The 22304-nt window shown below is 69.5% G+C and carries 17 protein-coding genes and 1 pseudogene; 9 read left to right on the top strand and 9 right to left on the bottom strand.

Annotation, left to right across the window (positions count from 1 at the left end; all coding sequences use genetic code 11):
- Positions 1-5: 5 nt before the first annotated feature.
- From ACIBW9_RS14470 to ACIBW9_RS14445, 6 genes are all read right to left on the bottom strand, one after another.
- Entirely contained in the window at positions 6-1526 is a 1521-nt protein-coding gene (locus ACIBW9_RS14470) for an oligosaccharide flippase family protein (protein ID WP_398954749.1), read from the bottom strand.
- Positions 1523-2671, bottom strand: a complete 1149-nt coding sequence (locus ACIBW9_RS14465; protein WP_398954747.1) for a glycosyltransferase family 4 protein — start codon at positions 2669-2671, stop codon at positions 1523-1525. The genes ACIBW9_RS14470 and ACIBW9_RS14465 overlap by 4 nt, the downstream gene beginning before the upstream one ends.
- Positions 2668-5058 carry a DUF2206 domain-containing protein gene (locus tag ACIBW9_RS14460; RefSeq protein ID WP_398954745.1) on the bottom strand — a complete coding sequence of 797 codons (2391 nt, stop codon included), beginning with the start codon at positions 5056-5058 and terminating at the stop codon, positions 2668-2670. The genes ACIBW9_RS14465 and ACIBW9_RS14460 overlap by 4 nt, the downstream gene beginning before the upstream one ends.
- Positions 5055-6146 carry a glycosyltransferase family 4 protein gene (locus ACIBW9_RS14455; protein ID WP_398954743.1) on the bottom strand — a complete coding sequence of 364 codons (1092 nt, stop codon included), beginning with the start codon at positions 6144-6146 and terminating at the stop codon, positions 5055-5057. The genes ACIBW9_RS14460 and ACIBW9_RS14455 overlap by 4 nt, the downstream gene beginning before the upstream one ends.
- Before the next feature lie 80 nt (positions 6147-6226).
- On the bottom strand, positions 6227-6820 hold the full coding sequence (locus ACIBW9_RS14450; protein WP_398954741.1) for a hypothetical protein: 594 nt from the start codon (positions 6818-6820) through the stop codon (positions 6227-6229).
- On the bottom strand, positions 6817-7743 hold the full coding sequence (locus ACIBW9_RS14445) for a glycosyltransferase family 2 protein (protein WP_398954739.1): 927 nt from the start codon (positions 7741-7743) through the stop codon (positions 6817-6819). Before ACIBW9_RS14445 ends, ACIBW9_RS14450 begins: the two co-directional genes overlap by 4 nt.
- A 692-nt stretch (positions 7744-8435) precedes the next feature.
- Here ACIBW9_RS14445 and ACIBW9_RS14440 point away from each other — a divergent pair.
- The 4 genes from ACIBW9_RS14440 (at position 8436) to ACIBW9_RS14425 (ending at position 14241) form a co-directional block, all read left to right on the top strand.
- On the top strand, positions 8436-9050 hold the full coding sequence (locus tag ACIBW9_RS14440) for a YaaC family protein (RefSeq protein WP_398954737.1): 615 nt from the start codon (positions 8436-8438) through the stop codon (positions 9048-9050).
- Positions 9051-10026: 976 nt separating this feature from the next.
- Positions 10027-13041: an FG-GAP-like repeat-containing protein gene (locus ACIBW9_RS14435; RefSeq protein WP_398954735.1), complete on the top strand. Its 3015-nt coding sequence runs from the start codon at positions 10027-10029 to the stop codon at positions 13039-13041.
- Between the two features lie 565 nt (positions 13042-13606).
- Positions 13607-13822, top strand: a complete 216-nt coding sequence (locus ACIBW9_RS14430) for a type II toxin-antitoxin system VapB family antitoxin (protein ID WP_398954732.1) — start codon at positions 13607-13609, stop codon at positions 13820-13822.
- Positions 13819-14241 carry a PIN domain nuclease gene (locus ACIBW9_RS14425; protein ID WP_398954730.1) on the top strand — a complete coding sequence of 141 codons (423 nt, stop codon included), beginning with the start codon at positions 13819-13821 and terminating at the stop codon, positions 14239-14241. The genes ACIBW9_RS14430 and ACIBW9_RS14425 overlap by 4 nt, the downstream gene beginning before the upstream one ends.
- 780 nt (positions 14242-15021) lie before the next feature.
- On the opposite strand, the gene ACIBW9_RS14420 is transcribed toward ACIBW9_RS14425, so the two are convergent.
- The gene (locus tag ACIBW9_RS14420; RefSeq protein ID WP_398954728.1) at positions 15022-16632 is read right to left on the bottom strand and encodes a peptide-N4-asparagine amidase; all 1611 of its coding nucleotides are present in this window, start codon (positions 16630-16632) and stop codon (positions 15022-15024) included.
- Positions 16633-16805: 173 nt separating this feature from the next.
- Here ACIBW9_RS14420 and ACIBW9_RS14415 point away from each other — a divergent pair.
- A pseudogene (locus tag ACIBW9_RS14415) lies at positions 16806-16898 on the top strand (flavodoxin family protein); the annotation flags it as partial.
- 308 nt (positions 16899-17206) lie between these two features.
- Positions 17207-17356: a hypothetical protein gene (locus ACIBW9_RS14410; protein ID WP_398954726.1), complete on the top strand. Its 150-nt coding sequence runs from the start codon at positions 17207-17209 to the stop codon at positions 17354-17356.
- Between the two features lie 346 nt (positions 17357-17702).
- Here ACIBW9_RS14410 and ACIBW9_RS14405 read toward each other — a convergent pair whose 3' ends face one another.
- A complete protein-coding gene (locus tag ACIBW9_RS14405; protein WP_398954724.1) occupies positions 17703-17969 on the bottom strand; it encodes a hypothetical protein in 267 nt (88 codons plus the stop codon).
- Between the two features lie 5 nt (positions 17970-17974).
- On the bottom strand, positions 17975-18574 hold the full coding sequence (locus tag ACIBW9_RS14400) for a DUF5994 family protein (protein WP_398954722.1): 600 nt from the start codon (positions 18572-18574) through the stop codon (positions 17975-17977).
- Positions 18575-19123: 549 nt separating this feature from the next.
- On the opposite strand from ACIBW9_RS14400, the gene ACIBW9_RS14395 reads away from it, so the two are divergent.
- The 3 genes from ACIBW9_RS14395 to ACIBW9_RS14385 all read left to right on the top strand — a co-directional run bounded on the left by ACIBW9_RS14395 (position 19124) and on the right by ACIBW9_RS14385 (position 22281).
- Entirely contained in the window at positions 19124-19615 is a 492-nt protein-coding gene (locus ACIBW9_RS14395) for a DUF5994 family protein (protein WP_398955226.1), read from the top strand.
- A gap of 281 nt (positions 19616-19896) precedes the next feature.
- A complete protein-coding gene (locus tag ACIBW9_RS14390) occupies positions 19897-20169 on the top strand; it encodes a hypothetical protein (RefSeq protein WP_099930279.1) in 273 nt (90 codons plus the stop codon).
- A 372-nt stretch (positions 20170-20541) separates the two neighbouring features.
- The gene (locus ACIBW9_RS14385) at positions 20542-22281 is read left to right on the top strand and encodes a SpoIIE family protein phosphatase (protein ID WP_398954720.1); all 1740 of its coding nucleotides are present in this window, start codon (positions 20542-20544) and stop codon (positions 22279-22281) included.
- The last annotated feature ends 23 nt before the right edge of the window (positions 22282-22304 follow it).

The following is a 22304-nucleotide window of genomic DNA, read 5'->3' as shown; positions in this document are numbered from 1 at the left end:
GATGTTCAAGGGGCGGGCCTCTCGGACTGGGAGCGGGGCCGTCGGAACGGCCCGGTGGGCTGGGACGGGACGGCCGGGTAGGGGGCGGCGGCCCCGAATGCAGAGGGGTCGGCGTATGGGCGGCGAGTGAACTCGTCGGGATGCCCCGGCCAGGCTTCGGCTGTCTCGGTCACGGCCGTGTCGTAGGGCCCGGTGAGGGCGCCGGGCGCCTCATCAACTGGTGCCGTCGAGAGGGAAGTGCTGTTTCGCGACGTCGCCTGCCCCCGTACCAGGCTCACGGTGGCGAACACACCGGCCACGGCGTTGCCCACGGCCCATGCGTAACCGACCCAGACCAGTCCACGGTCGGCGAAGGCGATACTCAGGCCGATCGAAAGGGCGGCCATGATGGCGTTGGCGCCGATCAGGTGGCGCATGCGCTGGGCCAGCTTCAGTGCGAAGCAGGCCCAGGTGTTCAGGGCGACGGGCAGGGCGGCGATTGCCAGGACTGTCAGCAGGGGCCGCGCGTGCTCCGCGTACCCTGCGCCGAACATCTGCAGCAGCAGTCCCCCTCCGACGACCACCACCGCGGCGGCGGGCACCTGCACGGCAGCGATGATCCGTGCCGAGCGCAGCATCAGCTCGCGGAACCGCGATTCCTGGTGGGAGACCTCGGCGAAGACGGCCTCACCGACCGCGGTGGAGACGGCGTTCAGCATGGCCGCGATCTGGAAGGCCACAAAGAAGTAGCCGGCCTCGGCGGCGCCCAGCTGGTGCAGCACGATCAGCGGTGTGGCCAGCACCGGCGCCAGGTTGACCAGGTTGGAGACGTGGCTGGCCACCGAGAAGCGGAACTTCTCGCGCAGCCGGGTGCCGCGGGTGCGCAGGTCCGCACGGAAGCCGAGGCGCCGCCTGAGCACCAGCAGGGCGACGACCACCGTCACCACGTAGCCCACGCCCGCCGAGGCGACGATGCCGAAGACGCCGAGTCCGGTGAGGAGGGCCGGGATGGCGACCTTGGAGGCTCCCTGGGTCAGCCCGTCGATCAGGACGTTGTACTCGGGGATGCGTGCCGCGTTGAAGACCGACTTCACCAGCATGCTCGCGGCCGCGCAGCCACAGAAGGCGGCAAAGGCAGCGGCCGACATCCAGTCGTCGCGGACGAACTCCAGCTTGGCGCCGTACAGCGGCAGCCCGAGCAGGTAGATCCCGCCCGCTGCGCATCCCACGATCCCGACCAGCAGCAGGGCTTGACTGATCTGCGCGTTGCGCGCCTCCCGCCCGGCCGGAAATCGGATCAGCGTGTTGTTGAGCCCCAGCAGGCTGAACGTGGCCAGCAACGAGGTCGCGGAGATCAGTGAGGTGGCGAGGCCGACCTGGGAAGCGGTGTAGAAACGGGCGACCACAACCCAGAACACGAAGCTCAGGCCGGCCGTGACGACGGTGGAGACGAGCAGGAAGAAGGAGCTGCGGTAGATGCGGTCGCCCGTACGGCGGTGCCGCCCGCGATCCTGCGTGGCAGGGGCCGAGGCGGTGACGTCCGTCATGGGCGTTCACCGGGCCCGCGGTAGTGGGCCAGCAGGGTCTGGACGTGGTCGTCCCAGGCGAACGCCTTCTCCGCATAGGTGCGGGAGTACTCGCCCATACGGGCCCGGCGTTCCGGGTCCGCGGCCAAGGCGCTCAGTTCGGCGGCCAGGGCGGGCACTTCGCGTGGCAGCAGGGACAGCTGGTCGCGGTCCAGTTGGTAGGGGGCGTAGCCGGGATCGTCGGTGGTGACGACCGGCAGCCCGGACGCCATCGCCTCCTGCACGGTGAGGGGGAAACCTTCGGCGGTCGAGGGGAGGGCGAAGACGTCGCAGGCGCGATAGGCGTCGGCGACGGCCTCGTGCGACAGGGCACCCAGGTGGTGAACGCCGGGGAGACCGACGAGGGCAGCGCTGTCGCCGCCCCCGGAGAAGACCAGGTCGTACCCCGCGTCGGGGGTGTGGGCGGCGAGGAGCAGGTCGTACCCCTTCTTGGGGACGAGCCGTCCCGCGAACAGGACCAGGACCCGTTCGGCGGGCAGACCGAAACGCTCGCGGGCAAGCATGCGTTCGGCAGCGGAGGCGGCCGGCCGGAAGCGGACGGTGTCCACACCGTTGGCCAGGTGGTGGGCCCGGTGTTCCCGCGCGCCGTATGCCCGTACGAACCGGGCGACCGAGGCGTTGAGGGTGAACACCGCGCGGGCACCCCGCAGCAGGGTCCGGCCGGCCGAGCCGTACACGGCGCGTTGGACCGCCCGGACCAGGCCGGAGGGGTGCTCGACGACGGCCACGTGCTGGGTGAGGACGTAGGGGGTGCGGGTGAGACGCGCGGCCAGGCCGGCGGCCCAGGAGCTCAGGTAGAGGCAGTCATGGATGTGCACTGCGTCCGCCCGGCGCGCCAGGCGCAGCGCGGCGGTCAGGAGCGCGGGCGAGAACAGCGGGAAGGGCACCCCGGCCCGGCGTTCGGTGCCGTTCCACGCGGCCACCCGCACTACTCGTACGCCTTCCTCAGCGGTGACCGAGGAGCGGTCGCCGCTGGTGAGCACGGTGACGTCGGCGCCTTGCGCGGACAGCCCCTGCGCCTCCCGGTGCACCACGTTCTCGATGCCGCCGACATGCGGCGGGTAGTAGTGGCTGACCAGCAGGACCCTCAGCGGTCGTGCGCTCATCGGTAGATCACCGCTCCCCCGTTGCTGTAGATGAGATCCCGGGAGTCAAGGACGTCCATCGGGTACCGGTACGTGATCAGGTCGCCCCCGTAGAACACGGTCACGTCGCCGGTGCGGGTGGGCGTGGTGCCCAGCAGCACGTAGGAATCCGTGCGCAGGGCGGCCGGGGACACGTCCGCGAGCGTCGGATGGGTCAGCAGCGCCTGCAGCCGGCTGTAGCTGAACCGGTCGGTCTGCACCAGTCCGCTGCCCTGTTCGGTCAGGCGCGCGTCGAGCCAGAGCGCGGCCCTCCGCTCCTCGGTGTGGGGGTAGTAAATGGCGTAGTACTGGCCGGAGTCGGACAGCTGCAGCTGCGCCGGATAGCCGCCCAGCACCTTCGGCACCACCCCGGACAGATCGAGCAGCAGCGCCGCCAGCAGCGCACAGGCCAGCGGCACGGTGCGGCGGCCGGCCCAGCGCAGCGCCCACAGGGTGGCGGTGGCGAGGAAGGGCGCGAAGAAGAACAGCCCCTGCTGGAAGGCGCGCAGCAGGCTGTAGTCCACGGACAGCTGCGGTACGAGGGTGAAGATGGCGACCATGCACCAGGCGCCGGCGGCGATGGTCACCTGGTCACGCACGGGGCGGAACGCGGACCGGCGAGCCCACAGCGCCACCACGAACCCGGCCATCGCCATCACCTGGAAGAACAGCGCTGCGACCTGCCGGAGCCCGCCGTTGAGCCCGGGCACGCTGATGCCGAGCCCGTCGAGGGCCCGGCCGACGGCAGTGAGCTTCATGGCCTGAACCGGGACGACAGGTGTGGACAGACCGTCGACCTTCTTCAACGGCAGGTAGTCCCCGCTCGCCCGCTCCGCCGCGGTCTGCTTCAGCAGGTCCGCCTTGTACTCCTTCAGACGCTCGGTGGCGGGCACTTTGGCACCACCGAGGATGCTGTAGGCGGTGTCCGAGGAGCCCGACTCCGACGTGCCGCCGAACACGGCCGCCGCCACCTCGTGGAGGGTGCGTTGAGCCTGACCGCCGGTGTGGGTGAGCGGGCCCGCCCACAGCAGGGCCAGCACGGCGGGTACGACCACCACCCACCAGGTGAGGAAGGAGCGCATCCGGTCCTCGCGCCGCCTGCGCCGCGAGCGGTCCCGGCCCCGCCGGGACACCAGCCTCCACGCCTTGTCGAGAAGGAAGGAGACCGCAAGGGTGCCGACGACGACGTAGGTGGTGGAGTAGTGCGACAGCACGATGCCGCCGAGCAGAACCACGAACACGATCCGGCGAAGCAGTAGGGGTCCCCGCGAGTCGGTGAGCACCACCATGGCGCAGCCCAGCAGCAGGAAGGCGATCTCCTGACGGCCGAGGTAGGGCATGTCGGTGAAGAACGTCGGGAAGACGATGAAGTACACCGCCGACATCAGCGCGACCACGCGCGGGGCGACATTGCGCACCGCGCGGTGCACCAGCACCGGAGTGAGCGCGAACAGCAGCGGCAGGACGACCTTGAAGATCGCGGTCTCGGGCAGGGTGGTGAGCTGGAAGACGCTCACCGGCAGCAGGGTGATGCTCAGACAGGCGTTGTACGGATCGGTGTACGTGCTGATGTCCCAGTGCTCGCCGCCGAGGGCGAGCCGGAAGTACAGGAACTCCTTCTGGATGTCGTGGCCGGTGATGTACTGCCCGCGCAGCGAGGTGAGCAGCAGGAGCGCGGCCGAGGCGCAGTACAGGCCGAACTCCAGGACGGGCACCGGGTAGCGGCCCCGGCGCAGCAGCAGAAGAGCGATCAGTGCCGCCACGACGACCATGGCCACCGTGCTGACGGCGCCTCCCAGGCCGTTGTTGAGCCGGATCGGACCGGCCACGGCGAGGACGAGGGCGATCCCGCCGAAAGCGGCGACCGGCCTGACGCCCCGGATGGCGAACAGCCCTCTCCAGGATGGACGCTGGGGCCGTGTCGGCTCTGGTGCGAGCACGCCGAGCACGACGAGGGCGGCGGCAGAGGCGATCGTCAGCACGAGCCGGGTCAGCGGCCGTTCGACGCCGAGCGGCGGCAGCGCCGTGTTCACGGTGAGCGCGACGGCGATGTCCGTCATCACCGTGAAACCGATCGAGAGCAGCAGCACTGCGGTCCCGGTGGTCACGATGCGCATGGCCACGCCCCGCCACAACAGCACGGGGACGCCGAACAACAGCCACAGTCCGGCCAGGGTGTGCAGCGCGGCGGGCGACTGCGGCAGCAGTTCGACGACGGTTGCGGGAGCAAGGCTGAGCAGAAGGGCGAAGCGCCGGTGGAACAGGGGGCGGCGGGCAGCTCGACCGGGCCGGGCGGAGTGTTCGTCGTCGGCGGGCGGGTGCCGGTCCGGCTCGGTGATGCGCAGGGCCAGCGTGTCCTTCGTCGTCACAGGCCCGCCTTGGCATAGACGTCCTCGACCAACCGGGCGACGGTCTCCCACGAGTAGTCGCGGGAGCGTTCGGCGCTGGCGCGGGCCAGCCGTGCCCTGAGTAGGTGATCGCCGGCGAGGGTGTCGATCGCCTCGGCCAGGGCGGCCGGTTCGGGCGTGGCCAGCAGGCCGGTGTCCCCGACCAGCTCCCGGGTGCCCGGTACGTCGGTCGCGACGACGGGCAGCCCGGCTGCCATCGCCTCCAGCACGACCAACGGCATGCCCTCCTTGTCGGACGGCAGCACGAAGGCATCCGCGTCGGCATACGCCTTGATGAGGTCTTCGCCGAGTAGTCCCCCGCTGAACTCGACATTTCTCAGGCCGAGTCGGCCGGCCTGTTCCTCCAGCCGCCCCCGCAGTTCACCGTCGCCGACGATCCGCAGCCGTACGTCCTGGCGTGTCAGGTGAAGGGCGTCCAACAGCCGGGCTACGTTCTTCTGGACTCCGAGCCGACCGACGTACAGCAACTTCAAAGGTCCAGGTGCGGGCTCACGGGCAGGCATGAAGTACGCCTCGGCCACGCCGTTCGGCACGACGTGGACGCGATCGGCGGGCACCCTGTAGGTGTCCGTGAGGAAAGCTGCCTGGGCGTCGGTCAGCGCGATGACACCGGCTGCGGACCGCAGGACGCGGCCGAAGACGTGCTCCTTGTAATGCGGAAGGAGAGCGCCCAGCCGACCGGAAGCATCCACGTCAAGGTGGAAGTGCAGCAGGAAGCGGGTACCTCGCAGCCGGGCGGCCAGGGCGACCATCTCCGGCAGCAGGGCGTGAGCACAGTGCAGGTGCAGCACCGCGTCGCGTGGCAGCCGGGTCAGGTGCGCGGCCAAGCCCGGGGCGACGGCCGTGTGGGCAACCTCTACGGCACGGTGCCGGTACACCGCGACTCCGTCCTCCCGAACGGCGCGCGGCGCGTCGGCTGAGCCGAGGGCGGTGGTCAGGACCCGTACGTCATGCCGCTTGGCCTGCTCCCGCGCCAGGTTGGAAACGACACGCTCAAGACCACCCAGGTGCGGGGGGTAGTAGGGAGTGATCTGGACGATGGTGCGCATGAGGCTTCCCGTGGGGTGGGCTGGTGCGGCTCCTGAGAGCGGGCGAGTGGTCGGTGAACCGGCGGCTGAGCGCGGGGCCATCAGCGCAGATGCATTCGGAGCCGCTGAGGATGCCCCGGCAGTGTCACCTCGACGAGATCCACGTGGCGTTTCACGCCCCCCTTGAGACGCAGCCTCACGTCGACACCGACCAGGGCACCTGGCTTGGTGGTGACCGTTTCGGTGTCAGCCGCCAGATGACGGCCCGTGGAGTCCTGGACCCAGGTCCGAACGGAGTGCCGGCCGCCGCTATCGCCGTGCTCGACGAGTTTCAGCGGTACGACGAGTTCGTCGCCGTCGAAGAACGGCTCCTTGCCGAAATACAGCTCGATGTAAGCCTGCTGCCGCTCGGTGAAGGAGTCCCGCAGCACGGACTGAACCTCGGGGACCGCCCATGCGGCACCGCACAGCCCGAGCACGGCCAACACGCCGAGGACCGGTCCGAGCACCCGTCGCAGCGATACGCCACCAGCCGACCGTGCCGCGGCGAGCCCGTGGGATCCGGCGCCGTCCGGCTGCTGTGACCGCTCAAGGCGCTGGCCCCGGCGGCCCAGGCCGACGGCGGCGGACTGCAGGGCCTTCTGCTCCCCTGCAGCCCGCCACTCCGGTCCGTCATCGAACGGCGGTGTGCTCACGCCATTTCCAGAGGTACCTCATCGGAGGCGCGCTGTGTCGGCATGCTCTGCAGCGTCCTGTGTCCGCTGAGCTGCTCCCCCTTGCCAGTGCCCAGCTCGGACACGAGCCTCGTCTTGGCGTTCAGTTCCTCCACGGCGGTCACCGCCCGCTCGGCAGCCTGGGCGGCCCGCTCGGCGGCGGCGTTGGCCCGGGCCACCTCCGCCACCGGGACCATGCGCGTGGGCGTGGTGCGGAGTCGGTTGTCGCGGAGCTTGTGCTGGAACAGCTGGCGCAGGTTGGCGACCCCGTCGGGCAGCGCGTTCAGCTTGACCTCGCCGCCGCGGACCCGGTACTCGATGGGTACCTCGAGGCAGCGGAAGCCGGCCCGGGTGGCCGCGTTCTTGATCTCCTGGGAGAAGGCCATGCCGGGCGAGCGGACGTCGATCGCGTGCCACACATGACGCTGGAAGATCCACATACCCGACTGCGAGTCCCGCAGCCCGTTGCGGAACAGGGTCCGGCTGAGGGCGCTGAGTGCGTGGTTCGCAACCGTGTGGGACGGCTTCATGGCGTGCCGGTTCTCGACACCGAGCCGGTTCGTGGTCATGAACTCGACGTTCCGCGCGTCCATGATGTGCAGCAGATGCGGCAGCGCGTCGAACGGGTACGTGCAGTCGGCGTCGCCCGTGGCGATGACCTCGCCGCCGGCCGCGTCGAAGCCGGCCTGGTAGGCGTTGCCGTACCCGCGCATCGGCTGCGGGACCACCGTGGCGCCCAGCGACCTGGCCACCTCCGCGGTGGCGTCGGTCGAGGCGTTGTCGACGACGATGACTTCGACCGTCCAACCCGCTTCGGCGAGTTCACGGTGCGGGATGGACTCCATCACCGTCGGCAGGTTCTCAGCCTCGTTGAGGGCAGGAATGACGATGGACAGAGATCTCACAGAAGGCCCCCCAGGACAGGCGCAGACGTTCGCGAGACATCACCGGGAACCCGGGCCCCCTTGCCCGCTCCCGACAGCGCCTCGACCCATGCCTTACGACACGAGCCCCCTCCGCACCGCGGGACTCCCACGCCCGTTGCGCACACATGTACGTCAACAGAGTGATGCCCCTTTCAATTACTTCACATGACACTAACTTATCCTCACTTCGCTCATACATCTCCTTGACTCAGTTGTTATCGACGCCTCTCGGGTGTTACCGGTGGATACACCCAGGGGCGGCCACCCCGCCCATAACGGGATGACCGTCGGCCAACTAGGGCTGCCCGTCTACTTGCCGTGCGGACGACAGCCAACCTGACGCCCAGTCACGAGCGGCGCGCGAAAGCGAAGCCAGGCCGCTCCAGCACACCTGTCGTCGCATGACACTCCGGCAAAGCGGTGTGTGCATTCGCGAAGGACGCCCGGCCCAGGTAGCAGAAGCAAGCCGAGCCTGGCATCTCGACCATCGCGCCACGCCGTCGTCGCCGGTCAACTGCTCACACCTGCGCGCGGAGGCTTCAAGGTGACCCGACGTCTCCTGGTGAACGCGCCAGGCGCGGTTGCATAGGAGTGATGGATGGCGCGCGGGCCGAGGATTGCGCCCTGGTCGCGCTTGACGTCCTGAGCAGAACGAGGGACCGGTCGGGCCAATGAGAGCCAGCCGAGATCGTCGCCGGCTCGCTCGCAGTGCCCTGCGGAGAGGTAGGCCGTGTGGCCCCCTGGACATGCCTGGTCGGCAGGGGCGGCAGGGGCAGGGGCGGCAGGACGACGATGGCGGGCGGAGGAGGCGCGGGGCGCCAACGCTCGACGCATGCCCCGAGGGTGGACAGGTGACCGGCTCTGCTCAGGGTCCGAGGGCGGCACCGACGCCCCGAATGCCTACAGAGAGATCTGCTCCGGTCGGTTCTCCGTCGAACTCTGCTGGCCAGCCCCCAAGAGGGACATGGGAGGCGGAGATCGGCGACTTCTTCGACATCAGGACACCCGCATACCGCTTCACCGAAAACCGCTACCTGCGACCAGCGTTCGAGCCCACAAAGGCGCCCCCGAGGCCCCTGATGACCTGGTGGCTACTCCTCGACAGCTTCTCCACGCTGGCCCGCTACCAGCCCCGCAAGTGGTCCGAAGCCTTGGACATCGACAAGTCCCCCGGCGCGGCGGCCCTGGAGTACGCCCTGGACATCGCCCTCGGTGTCAGCCCCCATCTCGTACTCGAGGAACTGGACCGGAAACCAGTGCTTCTTGCCCAGACGATGACCTTCTGAGGCCAGCAGGGCACATCCAGCAGGCCAAGGCCACCCTCCGGACACACAGCCCACCTCTGACCGTCCACGTGGCCACAGGAGTGTGCATCTGTAAGCCGACATGTCGGGGACAATCCCACCCCGGGGGCGCAGCACCACAACGGACCGGTTGAGCTCCCGCACAGCTTCCCCACACGGGCTGGTGCTCAAAGCGTGCCCATAAGACCGGACAACCACGGTAAGCAGCGGCGCAATGCCAGCACTCGAAGCCGCGCTGAGGGCAACGTTTCTGCAGGTCAGAAGCGACTCCGCAGTCTGAGCGCCGTCGCTTCCCAAGCTGAGAGCGCGAGTTCGATTCTCGTCACCCGCTCTTCTTGAAGCCCCAGGTCAGCGGCCTGGGGTTTGTGTTTTCCCGACGGTTGTCCAGCAAGTTCCGGTCCATCAGGCGCACGAATATTGGGCACGCAGAGGGCACGGGTTCCGGACGGCAGCAGCCGTACGCGCAGCGCCTCCAGTCTCGGAAGTCTGTCTTGACCTGGGGATTCGTAGTTTGGGCCGGCGCCTCTCCGCGTCAGGAGACCTCAGCCCGCGTCCCTCCGCAGGTCTGAACGTCGTTATGTGTACAGCGGCGGTGATGCTGACCGAAGTCCCTGAAGTCCGCATCACGGGTGCGGCGCGTGCAACCCGGGTTCTCTGTCGCAGGCCATGCGTTGGAGATACGTGTCCTGCCTTGCCCATTGCGAGTCCACCGACTTGAAGTTTCCGGTGCGAACACGCGGCGATCGCCGACTCTGAGTGCGGGGACCTTCCGCGGCCTGTACGCGTGGAAGCCGCACCGTCCGTTCACGGACCGGCCAACCGGCTCGGCAAGGTCATTCGCCTTGAACAGGTGTTAGGATCCGCCCGCTTGTTCGGGGGGATGGGGCCCTCCGTCGGGGAGGGGAAGCAAGTGACTCGTCGTGCCTTCGTGCGTGGCTCCCTTGGCACGCTGATCGGATTGGCGCTCTCTGTGTCCGCCGTGCCGCTGGTGGTGCCCGCGCATGCGGAGACGGCAACGGAGATCGTCGTTCCGGCCACCATGCGCGCGACTCCGCGTACCGCGTATCTGCAGAGCGCGGGGGCTTCCGGCTTCCTTGAGTACCGCTCCACCGCCGAGGGGTCCGGCCTCTGGTGGACCAGCTACGACGGCAGCCGCAAGCCGGTGGAAGGCGGCGAGCGACTCGAGCCGCGCACCGCGGGCGTGTACGGCACCGGTTCGGACGTCGTCGCCCTTCGCCCGTCCCAGAGCAGTGGTGGGCAAGTCCTGCTCCGGGACATGGGAACCGGTACGACGGAAACCGTGGCCATCCCGGCGGGCCAGAGCTATCTCCAGACGTACGGACGTACTGTCCTGACCAGCACGTCGACAGGTGGGGAACGAACTGGGCTGTTCCTGCTGCGCGACGAGAACGGCAGCACGGTGCAGAAGCCTGTCACCGGACTCCCGGATGGGGTGGTCTTCCCCTTCTATCCCAGGGGTTCGGCCTCCGGCATCCTCGTCAACTACTACGGTCCGGACCGTAGCCTCCAGTACGCCTGGGTGGACGCGGAGACCGCTGCCGCCACGATCTTGCCGCCGCTGGTGGCGGGCACGGACACCGTGGTGGGATCCGACTACCTGGTCAGCTGGTACGGCACGTCCCGGGTGCGGGTGTACGCCCAGGGTGCCTACGAAGCGCCCACTCACGAGGTTGCGTTCCCCCACGCCTCTGACAACAAGATCCTCGGCGTCGTCGGTGACGCGCTCGTGGTCGCGCGGCGCACCGACTCCTCCGTCTGGAGTGTGTCAGCGCTGCCCTTCGACGGCTCCGCGGAGTTGCCCCTGTTCAAGCGGGCCGATCCCGCTGCCGTCACGACCCCCGACGGCGGCCTGGTCCTCGCCGGCGGAGAGTCCTCGCTGGACTACGGCATCGCCAAGGTCCAGGCGGGGGCCGACGGTCTGCCCCTGGTCCGCCGGATCGTGGACCTTCCGCCCGTGCCCAGCGGGATCGAGTCGCTCGATCTGAGCGGCGGTGAGCTGATGACCTACGAGTCCGGCGACGGGGCGACGCACCTGTACAGCCGCTCGCTGACCACGGCGGACGCTCTGACGGTGGGCACGCGCACGGACCGGGGGGCCACCCCGAGGTGCGGGGTCATGGCCGGGGACTACGGGAGCTGTCCCGACCTGATGGGAACGGGCGACGGCCGGGCGGTCATGAGGAACACCGCCGGGGAGGTGTCCGTCCTGGACCGGGGTCAGCCTCTTCCCGGCACCTTGGTGACCTCCGGCCTCCAGGACCACCATGGCCTCGTGGACGTCGCGGGCCGGTATGCGGCCTGGTATGGGCCCACGCCCGCGGGAGAGGGCCTGGCGGTGGCGGATCTGGATACACGGAAGGTCGTGCTCACCCGTACGGGCGCGGCCGGTACGGTCCCCTCCGCGCTGTGGGGGGAGGCACTGTGGACGGCGGCCGGGGACGGCACCGTCACGGCCACAGAGGTGCGTTCGGGTAACACGATCACGTCGTTCCGGGTGGTCGGCAGCGGCTGCGCGGTGGGCGGCGTCCAGGCGGTGGGACGCTGGGTGTACTGGTCCGGCTCGTGCGAGTCTCCTCAGGGCAGCGTGCAGAAGGCCTTCGTGTACGACACCCGTAGGAAGACGCTCATCGCCGTGCCCACGGGCGGACAGCCGCGCCTGGGCGACGGTTTCCTGGTCACGCGTGACTCCGCGTCCGGAGCGCTGACTCTCACGGACGTCACGGGCGGCTCCGCGGTGAGCCGGACCCTGGCGGCCAAAGCCGGAAAGTGGGACGTCGATCCGTACACCGGCCTGGTCGGTTACGTGGACCCGGCCTCCCAGGACATCCACGTCCTCCGGAGTGGCGTCCCCGCGACGGACATCGCGGTCCTGGGAGCGAGGACGGAATCCTCGGTCGACCTGGTGGACTCGTCGTCCTCGTGGGACGGCACGTGGTGGCTGTCGAAACCGGCCGCGTCGTGGACGCTGGTGCTCAGGAACAAGGCGACCGGGGCCACCGTGCGCACCCTGTCCGGTGGCGCCGCGCACGACGCGGTCCGTACCTACTGGAACGGCAGGACGTCGACGGGCACGTATGTGCCGAACGGCACGTACAGCTGGACGCTGACGGCGGACCCGGCCGACAAGCTCGGTGCGTCGGCGACGGCGTCCGGCACACTGAAGCTGACCGGTGGTGCCGCGGTGAGACGCGACCATGTCGGGTCCGACGGCATCGGTGACCTGCTCACGCTCACTTCCCAGGGCGCACTCTCCTTCCATCGTGGCGACGGCGCCGGGAAGTTCTCGACGAAGACCTCGGCTTCGGGCTGGCCGGCCTCGATCACGGTGGTGCCGTTCGGAGACCTGAACGGTGACCGCTGCAATGACGTGCTCGTGCAGTTCAGCAGCGGTGCGCTGCGGGCGTACCGCCCGGGGTGCGGCAAAGCCCTGACGACATCCACGCCGTACACCACACTGGGCACTTCGGGCTGGAACCAGTACAACGTGCTGACCTCGCCGGGCGACATCAGCGGTGATGGCCGGGCGGACCTGATAGCCCGCCAGGCGTCCACCGGTGACATCTACCTGTACAAGGCCACAAGCAGCGGAAAGCTCTCGGCACGGGTGAAGATCTTCTCCAAGTGGGCCGGTTACAAGAAGATCACCGGCGTCGGCGACCTCAACGGTGACGGGTACGGAGACCTGCTGGCGCAGGACACGTCGAACAGGCTGTGGCGCTATGTGGGCACGGCGACCGGCGGCTTCAGGGCGCGGGTCAAGGTGGCCGACAACTGGGGTGCCTCCTACAACGTCGTGGTGGGCGTCGGCGACATCACCGGGGACGGGAGGGCGGACCTCGTCTCCCGCGACACCTCCGGCAAGCTGTGGCGCAACAACGGCGACGGCAAGGGCTCCTTCGGTCCCCGCAGCGGGATCGCCATTGGGTGGCAGGGGTACAAGGCCCTGTACTGACCGCCGCTCACCGAGGCCGTGCAGTCGCACCGGCTCCGCTCACTCGCCCCGCGCGTCGACCAGCCCGGGAGGGCAGAGAAGCGAGAGAGGCGCTTCGCAGCCATGTGGGTGCCTGAGCGCCGTCGCTTCCCACGCAGATTGTTCTTGCGGATCCTGCTCCCCGACCGCGGCCAGGCGTGTCGGCCCCTTCAACAGGCTCAACTGACCCTGGCTCTCTCTATCAGGTCGATCACGTAATGAACGACTGGGAGCCAGTCCCCTCGGACGGCGCTCCGCCGCCGAGTCCACCGCCCTCCTCCAGCCGCCGCAGGACACCTGCCCCACCGTCCCGCGGTCGCGGCGATCTGCGAGAACGGCAGCGTCCACAACGCCAAGGCCGTGACCGGCGGTGCCGACCGGCCCGGATCTATGCAGTCAAACGCCAGCCTGCGCGACCGCGCCTCGGTCCGGTCCTCAGTGAGGTCGCCCGTCCACGATGCCAGCTGATCAGCCGGCAGGTCGACCGGCCGCCTTCCATCACTTAAGATATAAGCGATGGCATCAAAGATATAAAGAGAGGTAGTCGATGAGCCGAACCGTGATCGACCTCGACGACCAGCTGGTCGCGGACGTGGCCAAGGCCCTCGGTACCAGCACCAAGAAGGAGACGGTGAACACCGCCCTGCGTGAGGTGCTGGAGAACCGGCGGCGAGCCCTGGCGCTCACCCGCCTGCGGACGTCGGCAGAAGAGGGCGCCTTCGACCTCGATCTCTTCGAGGACAAAGGAAACTACCGTCGGTGAACGCCGCGCAATACCTGATCGACACCAGCGCGCTCGCCCGCCTGCTGCGCGGCGACGCCGAGCAGTACGGATGGGACCAGGCGACCGCCGCCGGGCTCATCGCCACCTGCCCCATCACCGAGTTGGAATTCTTCTACAGCGCGCGTTCCGCCGCCGACCGGGCACAAGGCATGGAAGACATGCGCCTGCTCTTCGGCTGGGTGCCGGTTGACGACCGTGCCTACGACCGCGCCTGGCGGGTCCAGGAGGTCCTCACCCAGCGCGGACAGCACCGCAGTGCCGGAGCCGTCGATCTCGTGGTGGCCGCCACGGCCGAGTTGCAGGGACTGACGCTGCTGCACCGTGACCGGGACTTCGAGTGCATCGCCGCCGTCACTGGTCAGGCGCTCCAGTGGTACGGCCCCGAAGCCGGGAAATGAACCACCGGCAAGCGTCGACCGTTTCCCAAGAACCCGCGACCGTCGGCCTTGCAACGTAAAACGGGCTTCACCCAGCTCTGTGCACGTGCGAAGGCGTTACCCAACTGGACGTCCGACCGAGCCCCGCCCAACACAGCGACCATCCGTGCACGCGCTCTGCCCACCGGTCTTCGCGCCACGTGCCCATAGCGTGCCCGTAAGAGCGGACAACCACGGTAAACAGCGGTCTGATCAGGCCGCGCGCAATGGTGCCAGCACGACGAATCAACGCAGGTCAGCGGCCATCCGGCCATGCAAGCGCCATCGCTTCCCAAGCTGAGAGCGCGAGTTCGATTCTCGTCACCCGCTCCATGATGAACCCCCAGGTCAGAGACCCGGGGGTTCTTTGTTGTCCAGGCCGATGGGCGGGGCCGCAAGTTCTGCGGTGAGTCGGAGTTGGCAGGCCGCCCGGTGGGCCGGGGCGCCCGTGCAAGCACCCCGTCACCCTCGCCATGGCCGGCGTCTCCCACTGGGCCAGAGGAACGGCAAGCAGTGGCTTGGCCGAACTGCTCGTCGACGATGAGGAGTTGATGAGGAGTTGCGGCACGTCCGGCAACGGGTGGTGACCAGGCGAACACGATGGTCTCCCGTCATGAGTCCATCGGCCGACTCACCGTCTCGTCGGCCGTCCCCTCGGAGGGGGCGGCCGTCCGATCTCGTCGACAAGGCTCCGCCGCGATGCCGTGGTGCGGAGCTTCGCGGCAGCGGTGGAGCGACTGCGCGCAAGGGCTGAGTCCGGGGTCAGCAGCCGCGCACGTCCTTCGTCAGCACCCCTTGCTCGGTCGCGAGCGTGTGGTCATAGCACGCGCCGGGAGCCCGGAGCCGGTAGCGCTCGCTGGTCGTGGCCACCGCGTGCCGGTCCTCGCGGGCGACGCCGAGGGTGAAGGTGGCGTCTCCCTGGTAGGTGTCGTCGATGCGGGTGGCGCCGAGGTGCGCCCGGTCGGCGACGGACATGATCACGCGCAGTCGGTTGGCGCTGTCGATGGTGGCGCGGCCGTCGAGCGTGTAGGTGCGGTCGGTGCGGGAGACGTGCCCGTTGGTGGTCACGGTCTGGTCGTCGGTCCACGTGCCGGTCTGGTCGTCGGTGTTCTCGTCCGGCGTCCACTGGTGGTCGATCGCGCTCGTGGCTGTTCGCTCGACCGTCGTCGTGATCCGGCCGTGGGAGGTGTCCAGGTAGCCGGTGACCTTCAACCGGTCCTTGCCGGCGGTCACCAGGTGGCGCAGCGAACCGTCGGTGTAGGTGTTGCTCACCGCCGGATCCGCCTTCTTGTACGACGTCACGGCGCCCGTCACCACCGACTTGTGTGCGTCCTGCCACACCAGGATGTTCGTCGGCGCGCTCCACCCCGTCTGGCCGCTCGGCACCCCGACCACCGACACGTCGACCTTGTGTGCTCTGCCGTCGTTGAGCAGGCCGGCGAACGGCGTCAGGTCGAACTCCAGCGGCCGTACGTCGAAGGCGTGTGGGGCGGGGATCACCGACCACAGATAGGGCGACCAGCCGCCGGTCCACACGTTCGGATACGGCGAGGCGATTCCGGCGACCTTCCCGTCGATGCTCACCTGCACCTCGCGGTACGGGCCGTCGTCCCCGCCCTGGCAGGAGTACGACGCGGACGGCGTGACCACCGAGTACCAGAACTCCTCACAGCCGCCGCCCGAGCCGGTGGCGTACACCTCGGCGAGAATCCGCGTGGAGTTGCGTGGAGTGGTCAGCGAGGCGCCGGTCGTCACGCTGTCGCCGTCGCTGAGGGGGATGACCCGGTCGGGGGCGGAGGGGGTGCGGCCGGGCTCGGGGGCGTAGAAGGTGAGGGTCACCTTGACGTCGAGCACGCCGGTGTAGGTGTCGTTGACAACGTTGCCTATGAGCATGTCGACCGACTGTGCGCTGCTCAGCGTCTTCTCGTACTCGGTCACGTCCTTCTCGACGGACCAGTTGATCCCGTCCTGCGAGGGCTCGGGCGTCGATGTACGGAAGACCTGTACGCCTCCGATGTCCAGATAACCGAGCCGGTCGTATTGCCGTCCCTTCACGCTCCCGTCCATCCGCAGGACGACCTTGGACCAGCGGCCGGGGGTGCCACAACTGGTGGGCGGCGTGTAGGTGCCGGTGTAGGGGGTGAAGTCCTTGAACTGCGCCTGGGCGATCGTGACCGAACACGACCTGGTGTGTGGCGTCGAGATGGCCGGGGCGGCGGTCACCGGGTCGTGGTAGTCGGTCCCGAACTCCGTCGGCACCGTGTCCGCGGCGGCTGTTCCCAGGGACAGGCCGAGTGCGGCAAGGGCGCCGGTCAGCACGGTGGCCGTCCGTCTCGGACGGATCAGGAATCTCATGGGTTTCTTGTGTCGCATACGGCGCAGTGAACAGGCATGTGACAGCCCCGGCCAAGAGGAGATGGAAAGGTGTTGACCGATTCCTGTCCGTTCACCGACCGAGCAGCAACACACCCGCAACTCAGTCACCGGGGAAGCCCGGCTCCCGAGGGTCACCTGGTGGGTCCCCTCCGGACGGAGTTAGCGGAGCCCGCGACGCCGGAGGCATCCCCGCCTACGGCAACCAGCGCACCGCCTGGGACGCCGGCGTCCTCCACGACTACGAGAACCCGGAAAACCGCTGATGCCGAGCCGCGCGTCAACGCGGATGCCGGCGCGTGCCCGCTGCCCGAGGAGGAGCATGTGGCTGTCGCGGTCATGGAAGGCCTGCCGTACCTCCAGCACACTTCTTCGACCTGATCACCTCGTCCTGTTCCCGAAGCTGCGCCGAACAGCCGACGGCAGTCCGGACGCACCGCACCACACCGAAGCGGCACTCGCAACACCGCGCTACGACCCCGACGATGCCGCCGAGCGACACGGCACCGAGGCCGTGCCCAATCCGTGCCCCTGAGACCGGGCAACTACGGGCATTCGCATCTTGGCCCAGACCGTGAACCCAGCAACCGTACGGAGTCTGGACGCCATCCACCTGGCAACCGCTCTCCGCGTCCGCTCCCAGCTCACCTCCTTCGTCACGTACGACAGACGACTGGCCGATGCCGCCCAAGCAGCCGGTCTGACCGTGGACATGCCCGCCTGAGACATCGCCCGAGCAAAGCACCAGGCCACCACTCAACTCGCCTTCGTCGGCACGCCAGTCGACGTCCCACTGAAAACGCCCGCACCTGCCTCGCTTCACCCGCGTGCCCCATCCGTGCCCTTCAGAGCGGACGACAACGGTTACCAAGGGTGCGTTCCCGGCCCGGCCGCGGAAACCACCGATGCAGAAACGCCGCCCGCTCTCGGTACTCCTCGCCTGCCTGCGCGTGGGAGGAGGCCACGTACAGATCGGGAGGTCCTCCCGGTTCGCGGACACAGGTCACGAGAAGACGCCGGTCCGTCATGTGCGGGGCGGTGGCCGGGGTCTTGGGCTGCGGGCGGTGTTGTCAGTTCGGGCGGTGCCGTCGGATCGGTCGGCCCGGCCGGTGGGAGTCGTCGTCGCGACGGTTACGGCGACCTGCGGTGCCGCTCACTCTCGCCCAGCCGTGGGCCTTCCGCCGAGCCGCCGCGGCCGGGCCCGGGACAGGTTTCCCGGAGCGGCCGTAGTGGAAGGCGGCCATGCGGTCACTGTGCTGCGAGTTGAGCAGGTGGATGAGCAGCACTCCGAGGGCGATCATGGCAAGGATCACGGTCACGGTCACGAACGTCTCCACGGTCCTCACCTTCCCATCGGCTGATGCGGCATCGCGGCGGTCACGGTCGGGATCGGGGGGCGTGCGGCCGGATCGCGGGCCTCATGGCCTCCTTCGGAGTCCCAGACCTCCACCACCGACCGGTCGGCCGCGTCCACCGTCCGCAGACGCGCCGCCTCCTCCATCAACCGGCTCGCGGTCGACGTGCCCAGAGGGTCGCTCGCGGCGGCCATCAGCCAGGCGGCCGAGACGGAAGCCGTCTGTGGCGGGACCACCAGGAGGTTCCAGCGGCCCGTGCGGTACGAGAGCAACATCAGTTCGTGCGGGTCCTGCTCGGCCAGGAACCAGCCCACCTTCACCACGTGCCCGGCGACGGGCACCTTGCGCGGAACGACCGGCCAGTGGGTGGGATTCACCGTGACGCGGGTGATCCGCCCCCACAACGGATCCAGTACGGCGGCCAGGGAGGGGAGTTCGGCCCCGAGGTCGCGGGAGCGGGGCCACCATGCGCCGTCCAGAAGAGCCGGTGCGGGACCGGCGGGAGCCAGCGACAGACGGAGAGAGGACGAGGAGAACGAACGGTCGTCGGCTTCGGCTGTCGGCGGGAGGGAAATGGTCGCAGTCATGGCGCGAACCCTGCCCCGGGCCGACCGCAACCGGCCCGGCGTATTCAATCGCCGAAAACGACACGAGCCTGGAAGCCGGTGCGCGAAATATCCTCGGTGATTTCAGCCTACTCCTCGGACAGGCCCAACGGATCGTACGGCCAAGGGAGAAGCGGCCCCACGCGCCTGCGCCCGGGACCTTCGCCCCAAGGCTGCGGTCTGAACCGGCGGATCGTCTCGGGTGACTTCGGCACCACGGGCGTCCCGGCCCTCCCGGCACCGACGGCGCTCCGGCCCGCGGGCCGGCCGCGGCTGACTGGCGGCGCTTCCCGCTGAGGAGCTCGACCTGCGGCGGGCGGTCCCGTCCGCTCGGCTCCTTCGGGGAGTAGCGTGAACCCACCGGGAGCATTTCGCACCTCGGCTCCGATGCCGGTGTCGTTCCCGGTGAGCGACGACGCCGGGCCACTGCCCCGCACGGCAGTCCGGAGACGGGTTTGCGCCATGTCCGCGACCACCTCTCGTCCCCCGCTACGAGCCGTTCCCTTCAGGGCCCCGACGGCGCGCCTCGCGCTGAGGTCCGAGGGGTCCGAAGGCCCATCCGCAGGGCGCGCCGAACTGGACGGCGCCTGGTGGCCCCGTTCACGTGACCTGCCGGGCGAGCTCTCCGCCTTGGCGGACGTGCTGGATCCGTTGTGGGGGCGGATCACCCGTATCGCGCTCGACCCCCGCCACTGGCCGGTCCTCCCGCCCAGGCTCGTCGTCAACGGCCAGGTGGTGAACGTCGGTTTGTTCACCTCTGAGCTGGATCGGCACCGGATCGTTCTGCTTTCCTACTCCGCGGGTCGCTGGAACCTCCTCGTGATCCCCCCGGAGACCGACGCCCCCTCGGCCGCACGGCTGATGGCCACCGCGAGCGCCGACGCCGGCCCGTCGATGACCGCGACCGCGCTCATGACGGCGGAACGGGCGCACCACGGAAGCAGGGACGGGGCCGGTAAGGACGGAGGGGGTGCTGCCCTCTCGTCACACGGCCGGAGTCAGCGGCGCGCTGTGCGGATGTGAGGACGGGTGGCGTGCTGCGGAAGGCGCGGGGTCTGCGGACACCGGGACACGAGACACCGGGCCGGGCCGGAATTCCGGCATACGAAAGTCCTGGTCCCCTCCACGGCACACAGGCAGGCCCGACGAAACCGCTGGCCGTGGGCCCGGTTCGTGAGCTGCTCGTGGGCAGGTCCTCGTGGCCCGGCCGGAGTAGAGTGAATTCCCGGGAGTCAGTCGGTGACCTGCGGCCTTCTCCCTGCCCGGGGCGACGGGTTCGGAACCCGGCACGAGTGGCGGCGACCATGGCAACACTGCACGAGCGGAAGACCTACCGCGAAGCGATCATGAAGACCCTCTACGAGGGCATGGAAGGCAGCGGCCTCCCTGACGTCTCCGGGGCCAGGCTGCGCGACGATCTGGCGATCCCCGAGCAGGATCTGGCCGCGGCCTGCACCTATCTGGTGGAGGAAGGACTCGTCACGGTCCGCTGGGCCCATGGAGACACACCTGCGACAGTCATGCTGACGCATCAGGGGATACGGCTCATGGAGGCCGAGGAGGAGGACCGCGGCTGACCGGAGCGGGTACGCCGATGCCGTCGCACCGCCGGGGGAACGCGCAGGCAGGAGCACAGCACGATCCGTTCGGCCGACGTCCGCGACTGGCGCGACCATGACGTGGTCGGCCCCGGCGCAGGATCGGCATGACGTACCGGCCGGAAGCAGGCGGCGGACGACCTGAGCCGTCGCCTGGCAATTCGGCTTCGAGCTCTTCGTCGCCGACGCACACCGGGCCGTGCGCGCCTTCTTCGCGATGCGCAGGTCCTCGGGCCGGCCATGCGAGAGGGTTCCTCTCGGGGGACCATGGGGTGACAGAGGTGTCGGTTCCCTGATGCTGATGCGCCCGCGGCCTTCGGAGGGAGGCCGCCATCACTGGAGGGCGGCCTGGTGCAGAACGCGGTGCCCGGTGCGGGAGGTGAGGAGCCGTCGCGGCCGGCGGCAGCCGCGTCGGGTTTCTGGCGCCAGGTCGTCGAGCAGCTGAGCACGGCCCTGATGGTGATCGATCGGGCCGGACGGATCCTCGCCGTCAACCCGGCCGCCGAACGGCTGCTGGGCCGAGCCGCCGCCGCGATGCGCGGCAAGGACGCGCACGAGTTGCTGCACCGGGACACGGACGGCGGCGCACTCCTGCGGGAGCAGTGCCCGCTCCTGCATGCGCTGGCCACGGGAGCCGCCGCGCGCGGTGAGGGCGACAACTATCTGCGCGATGACGGGCGCCTGGTCACGATCTCCTGGTCCGCTTCCCCTCTCACGGTCGGCGGCTCGTACAAGGGCATGGCCGTGCTGTTCACCGACATCACGGGCGACCGCAGCGCGGGCCGGGAGCGCGCGGCCTACACGAGTGCTCTGGAGGACCTCACCGAGCGGCTGACACTGGTCGCGGAGATCACCGACGTACTGGGCCAGACCCTGGAGACCGACGAGGCCCTCGCCCGGCTGGGCCGCCTGCTGGTTCCCCGCCTCGCCGACTGGGCGGCGGTGGACCTCCGGACCGGTTCCGGGAAGGTCCACCGGGTGGCGGTGACCGGTCCCACGGGCCGGGACGCCGGGCTGGAGGGCGGACGCGAGCGCCTACCCGGGACGGGTGCGGCTGACCGCTCACCTCTTGTCCAGGTGCTGCAGGGAGGCGATCCCGTGCTGCACAACGAGCGGGACACGGCGGAGACGGCGGCACCGCCCGTCTCGCCCCTGGCTGCCCTCCACAGCCACTTCCTGCGGACGGTGCACGCGACGTCCGCCATCACGGTCCCGCTCGGCTCGAAGCGGCAGGTCACCGGCGCCCTGACGCTGGTGCGCACCGACCCGGCGCACCCCTTCGACACCGAGGACCTGGAAGTGGTGAGCGACATCGGCCGCCGGGTCGGCCTGGTCATCGACAACGCACGGCGGTTCGGCCGCCAGCGCGCCGTCGCCGAGGCCATGCAGCACAACCTGCTCGCCCCGCTGCCCCAGCCCGGCCGCCTGCGGCTGGCCGCCCGCTACCAGCCCGCCCCGGCCGGTTCCCAGGTCGGCGGCGACTGGTACGACGCGTTCGAGCTGAAGGACGGCACCCTCATGCTGGTCATCGGAGACGTCGTGGGCCACGACCTGACCGCGGCGGCCGGGATGGCGCAACTGCACGGCATCCTGCGCGCACTGGCCTGGGACCACACCGGGCTTCCCGGCGCCGTCGTCGACCGTCTCGACGACGCCATGCCCGCCATCACCACCGTCCCCATGGCCACCCTCGTCCTCGCCCGGGTCGAAGGCCACCCGCAGGCCGGACCGTGGACACTGCGGTGGACGAGCGCCGGACATCCGCCGCCCCTCCTCCTGACCCCCGGAGGACACGCGCAGTACCTCGAAGCCGGACAGGGACTGGTCCTCGGCGCCCCCGTGGGCACCGGTGAGGGCCGGCCGAACGCCACCCAGCCCCTGCCACCGGGCTCCACCCTGCTGCTCTACACCGACGGCCTGATCGAGATCCCCGGCAGCGACCTCGGCACCGGCCTGGACCGGCTGCGCCGCCATGCCCTGGCGCTCGCCCACGCGCCACTGGACACGCTGTGCGACCAGCTGCTCGCCCGTATGCCGCCCGGCAGCACCGACGACGTGGCCCTGCTCGCCCTGCGTCTGCCGATGCCGTGACCGAGGACGGGTGCTGGGACGGG

Source organism: Streptomyces sp. NPDC049541, from assembly GCF_044465725.1.
In the GTDB taxonomy this organism is placed as follows: Bacteria; Actinomycetota; Actinomycetes; order Streptomycetales; family Streptomycetaceae; genus Streptomyces.
Note: the sequence above shows the minus strand (reverse complement) of the source record. Positions and strands in the feature narration are given on the sequence as shown.

Excerpts from the sequence above, each read along its gene's own strand:
- ACIBW9_RS14420 (WP_398954728.1), bottom strand. The coding sequence starts at position 16,632 with ATGCGACACAAGAAACCCATGAGATTCCTGATCCGTCCGAGACGGACG.
- ACIBW9_RS14390 (WP_099930279.1), top strand. The coding sequence starts at position 19,897 with ATGGCAACACTGCACGAGCGGAAGACCTACCGCGAAGCGATCATGAAG.
- ACIBW9_RS14400 (WP_398954722.1), bottom strand. The coding sequence starts at position 18,574 with ATGACTGCGACCATTTCCCTCCCGCCGACAGCCGAAGCCGACGACCGT.
- ACIBW9_RS14465 (WP_398954747.1), bottom strand. The coding sequence starts at position 2,671 with ATGAGCGCACGACCGCTGAGGGTCCTGCTGGTCAGCCACTACTACCCG.
- ACIBW9_RS14455 (WP_398954743.1), bottom strand. The coding sequence starts at position 6,146 with ATGCGCACCATCGTCCAGATCACTCCCTACTACCCCCCGCACCTGGGT.
- ACIBW9_RS14470 (WP_398954749.1), bottom strand. The coding sequence starts at position 1,526 with ATGACGGACGTCACCGCCTCGGCCCCTGCCACGCAGGATCGCGGGCGG.
- ACIBW9_RS14430 (WP_398954732.1), top strand. The coding sequence starts at position 13,607 with ATGAGCCGAACCGTGATCGACCTCGACGACCAGCTGGTCGCGGACGTG.
- ACIBW9_RS14440 (WP_398954737.1), top strand. The coding sequence starts at position 8,436 with ATGAGAGCCAGCCGAGATCGTCGCCGGCTCGCTCGCAGTGCCCTGCGG.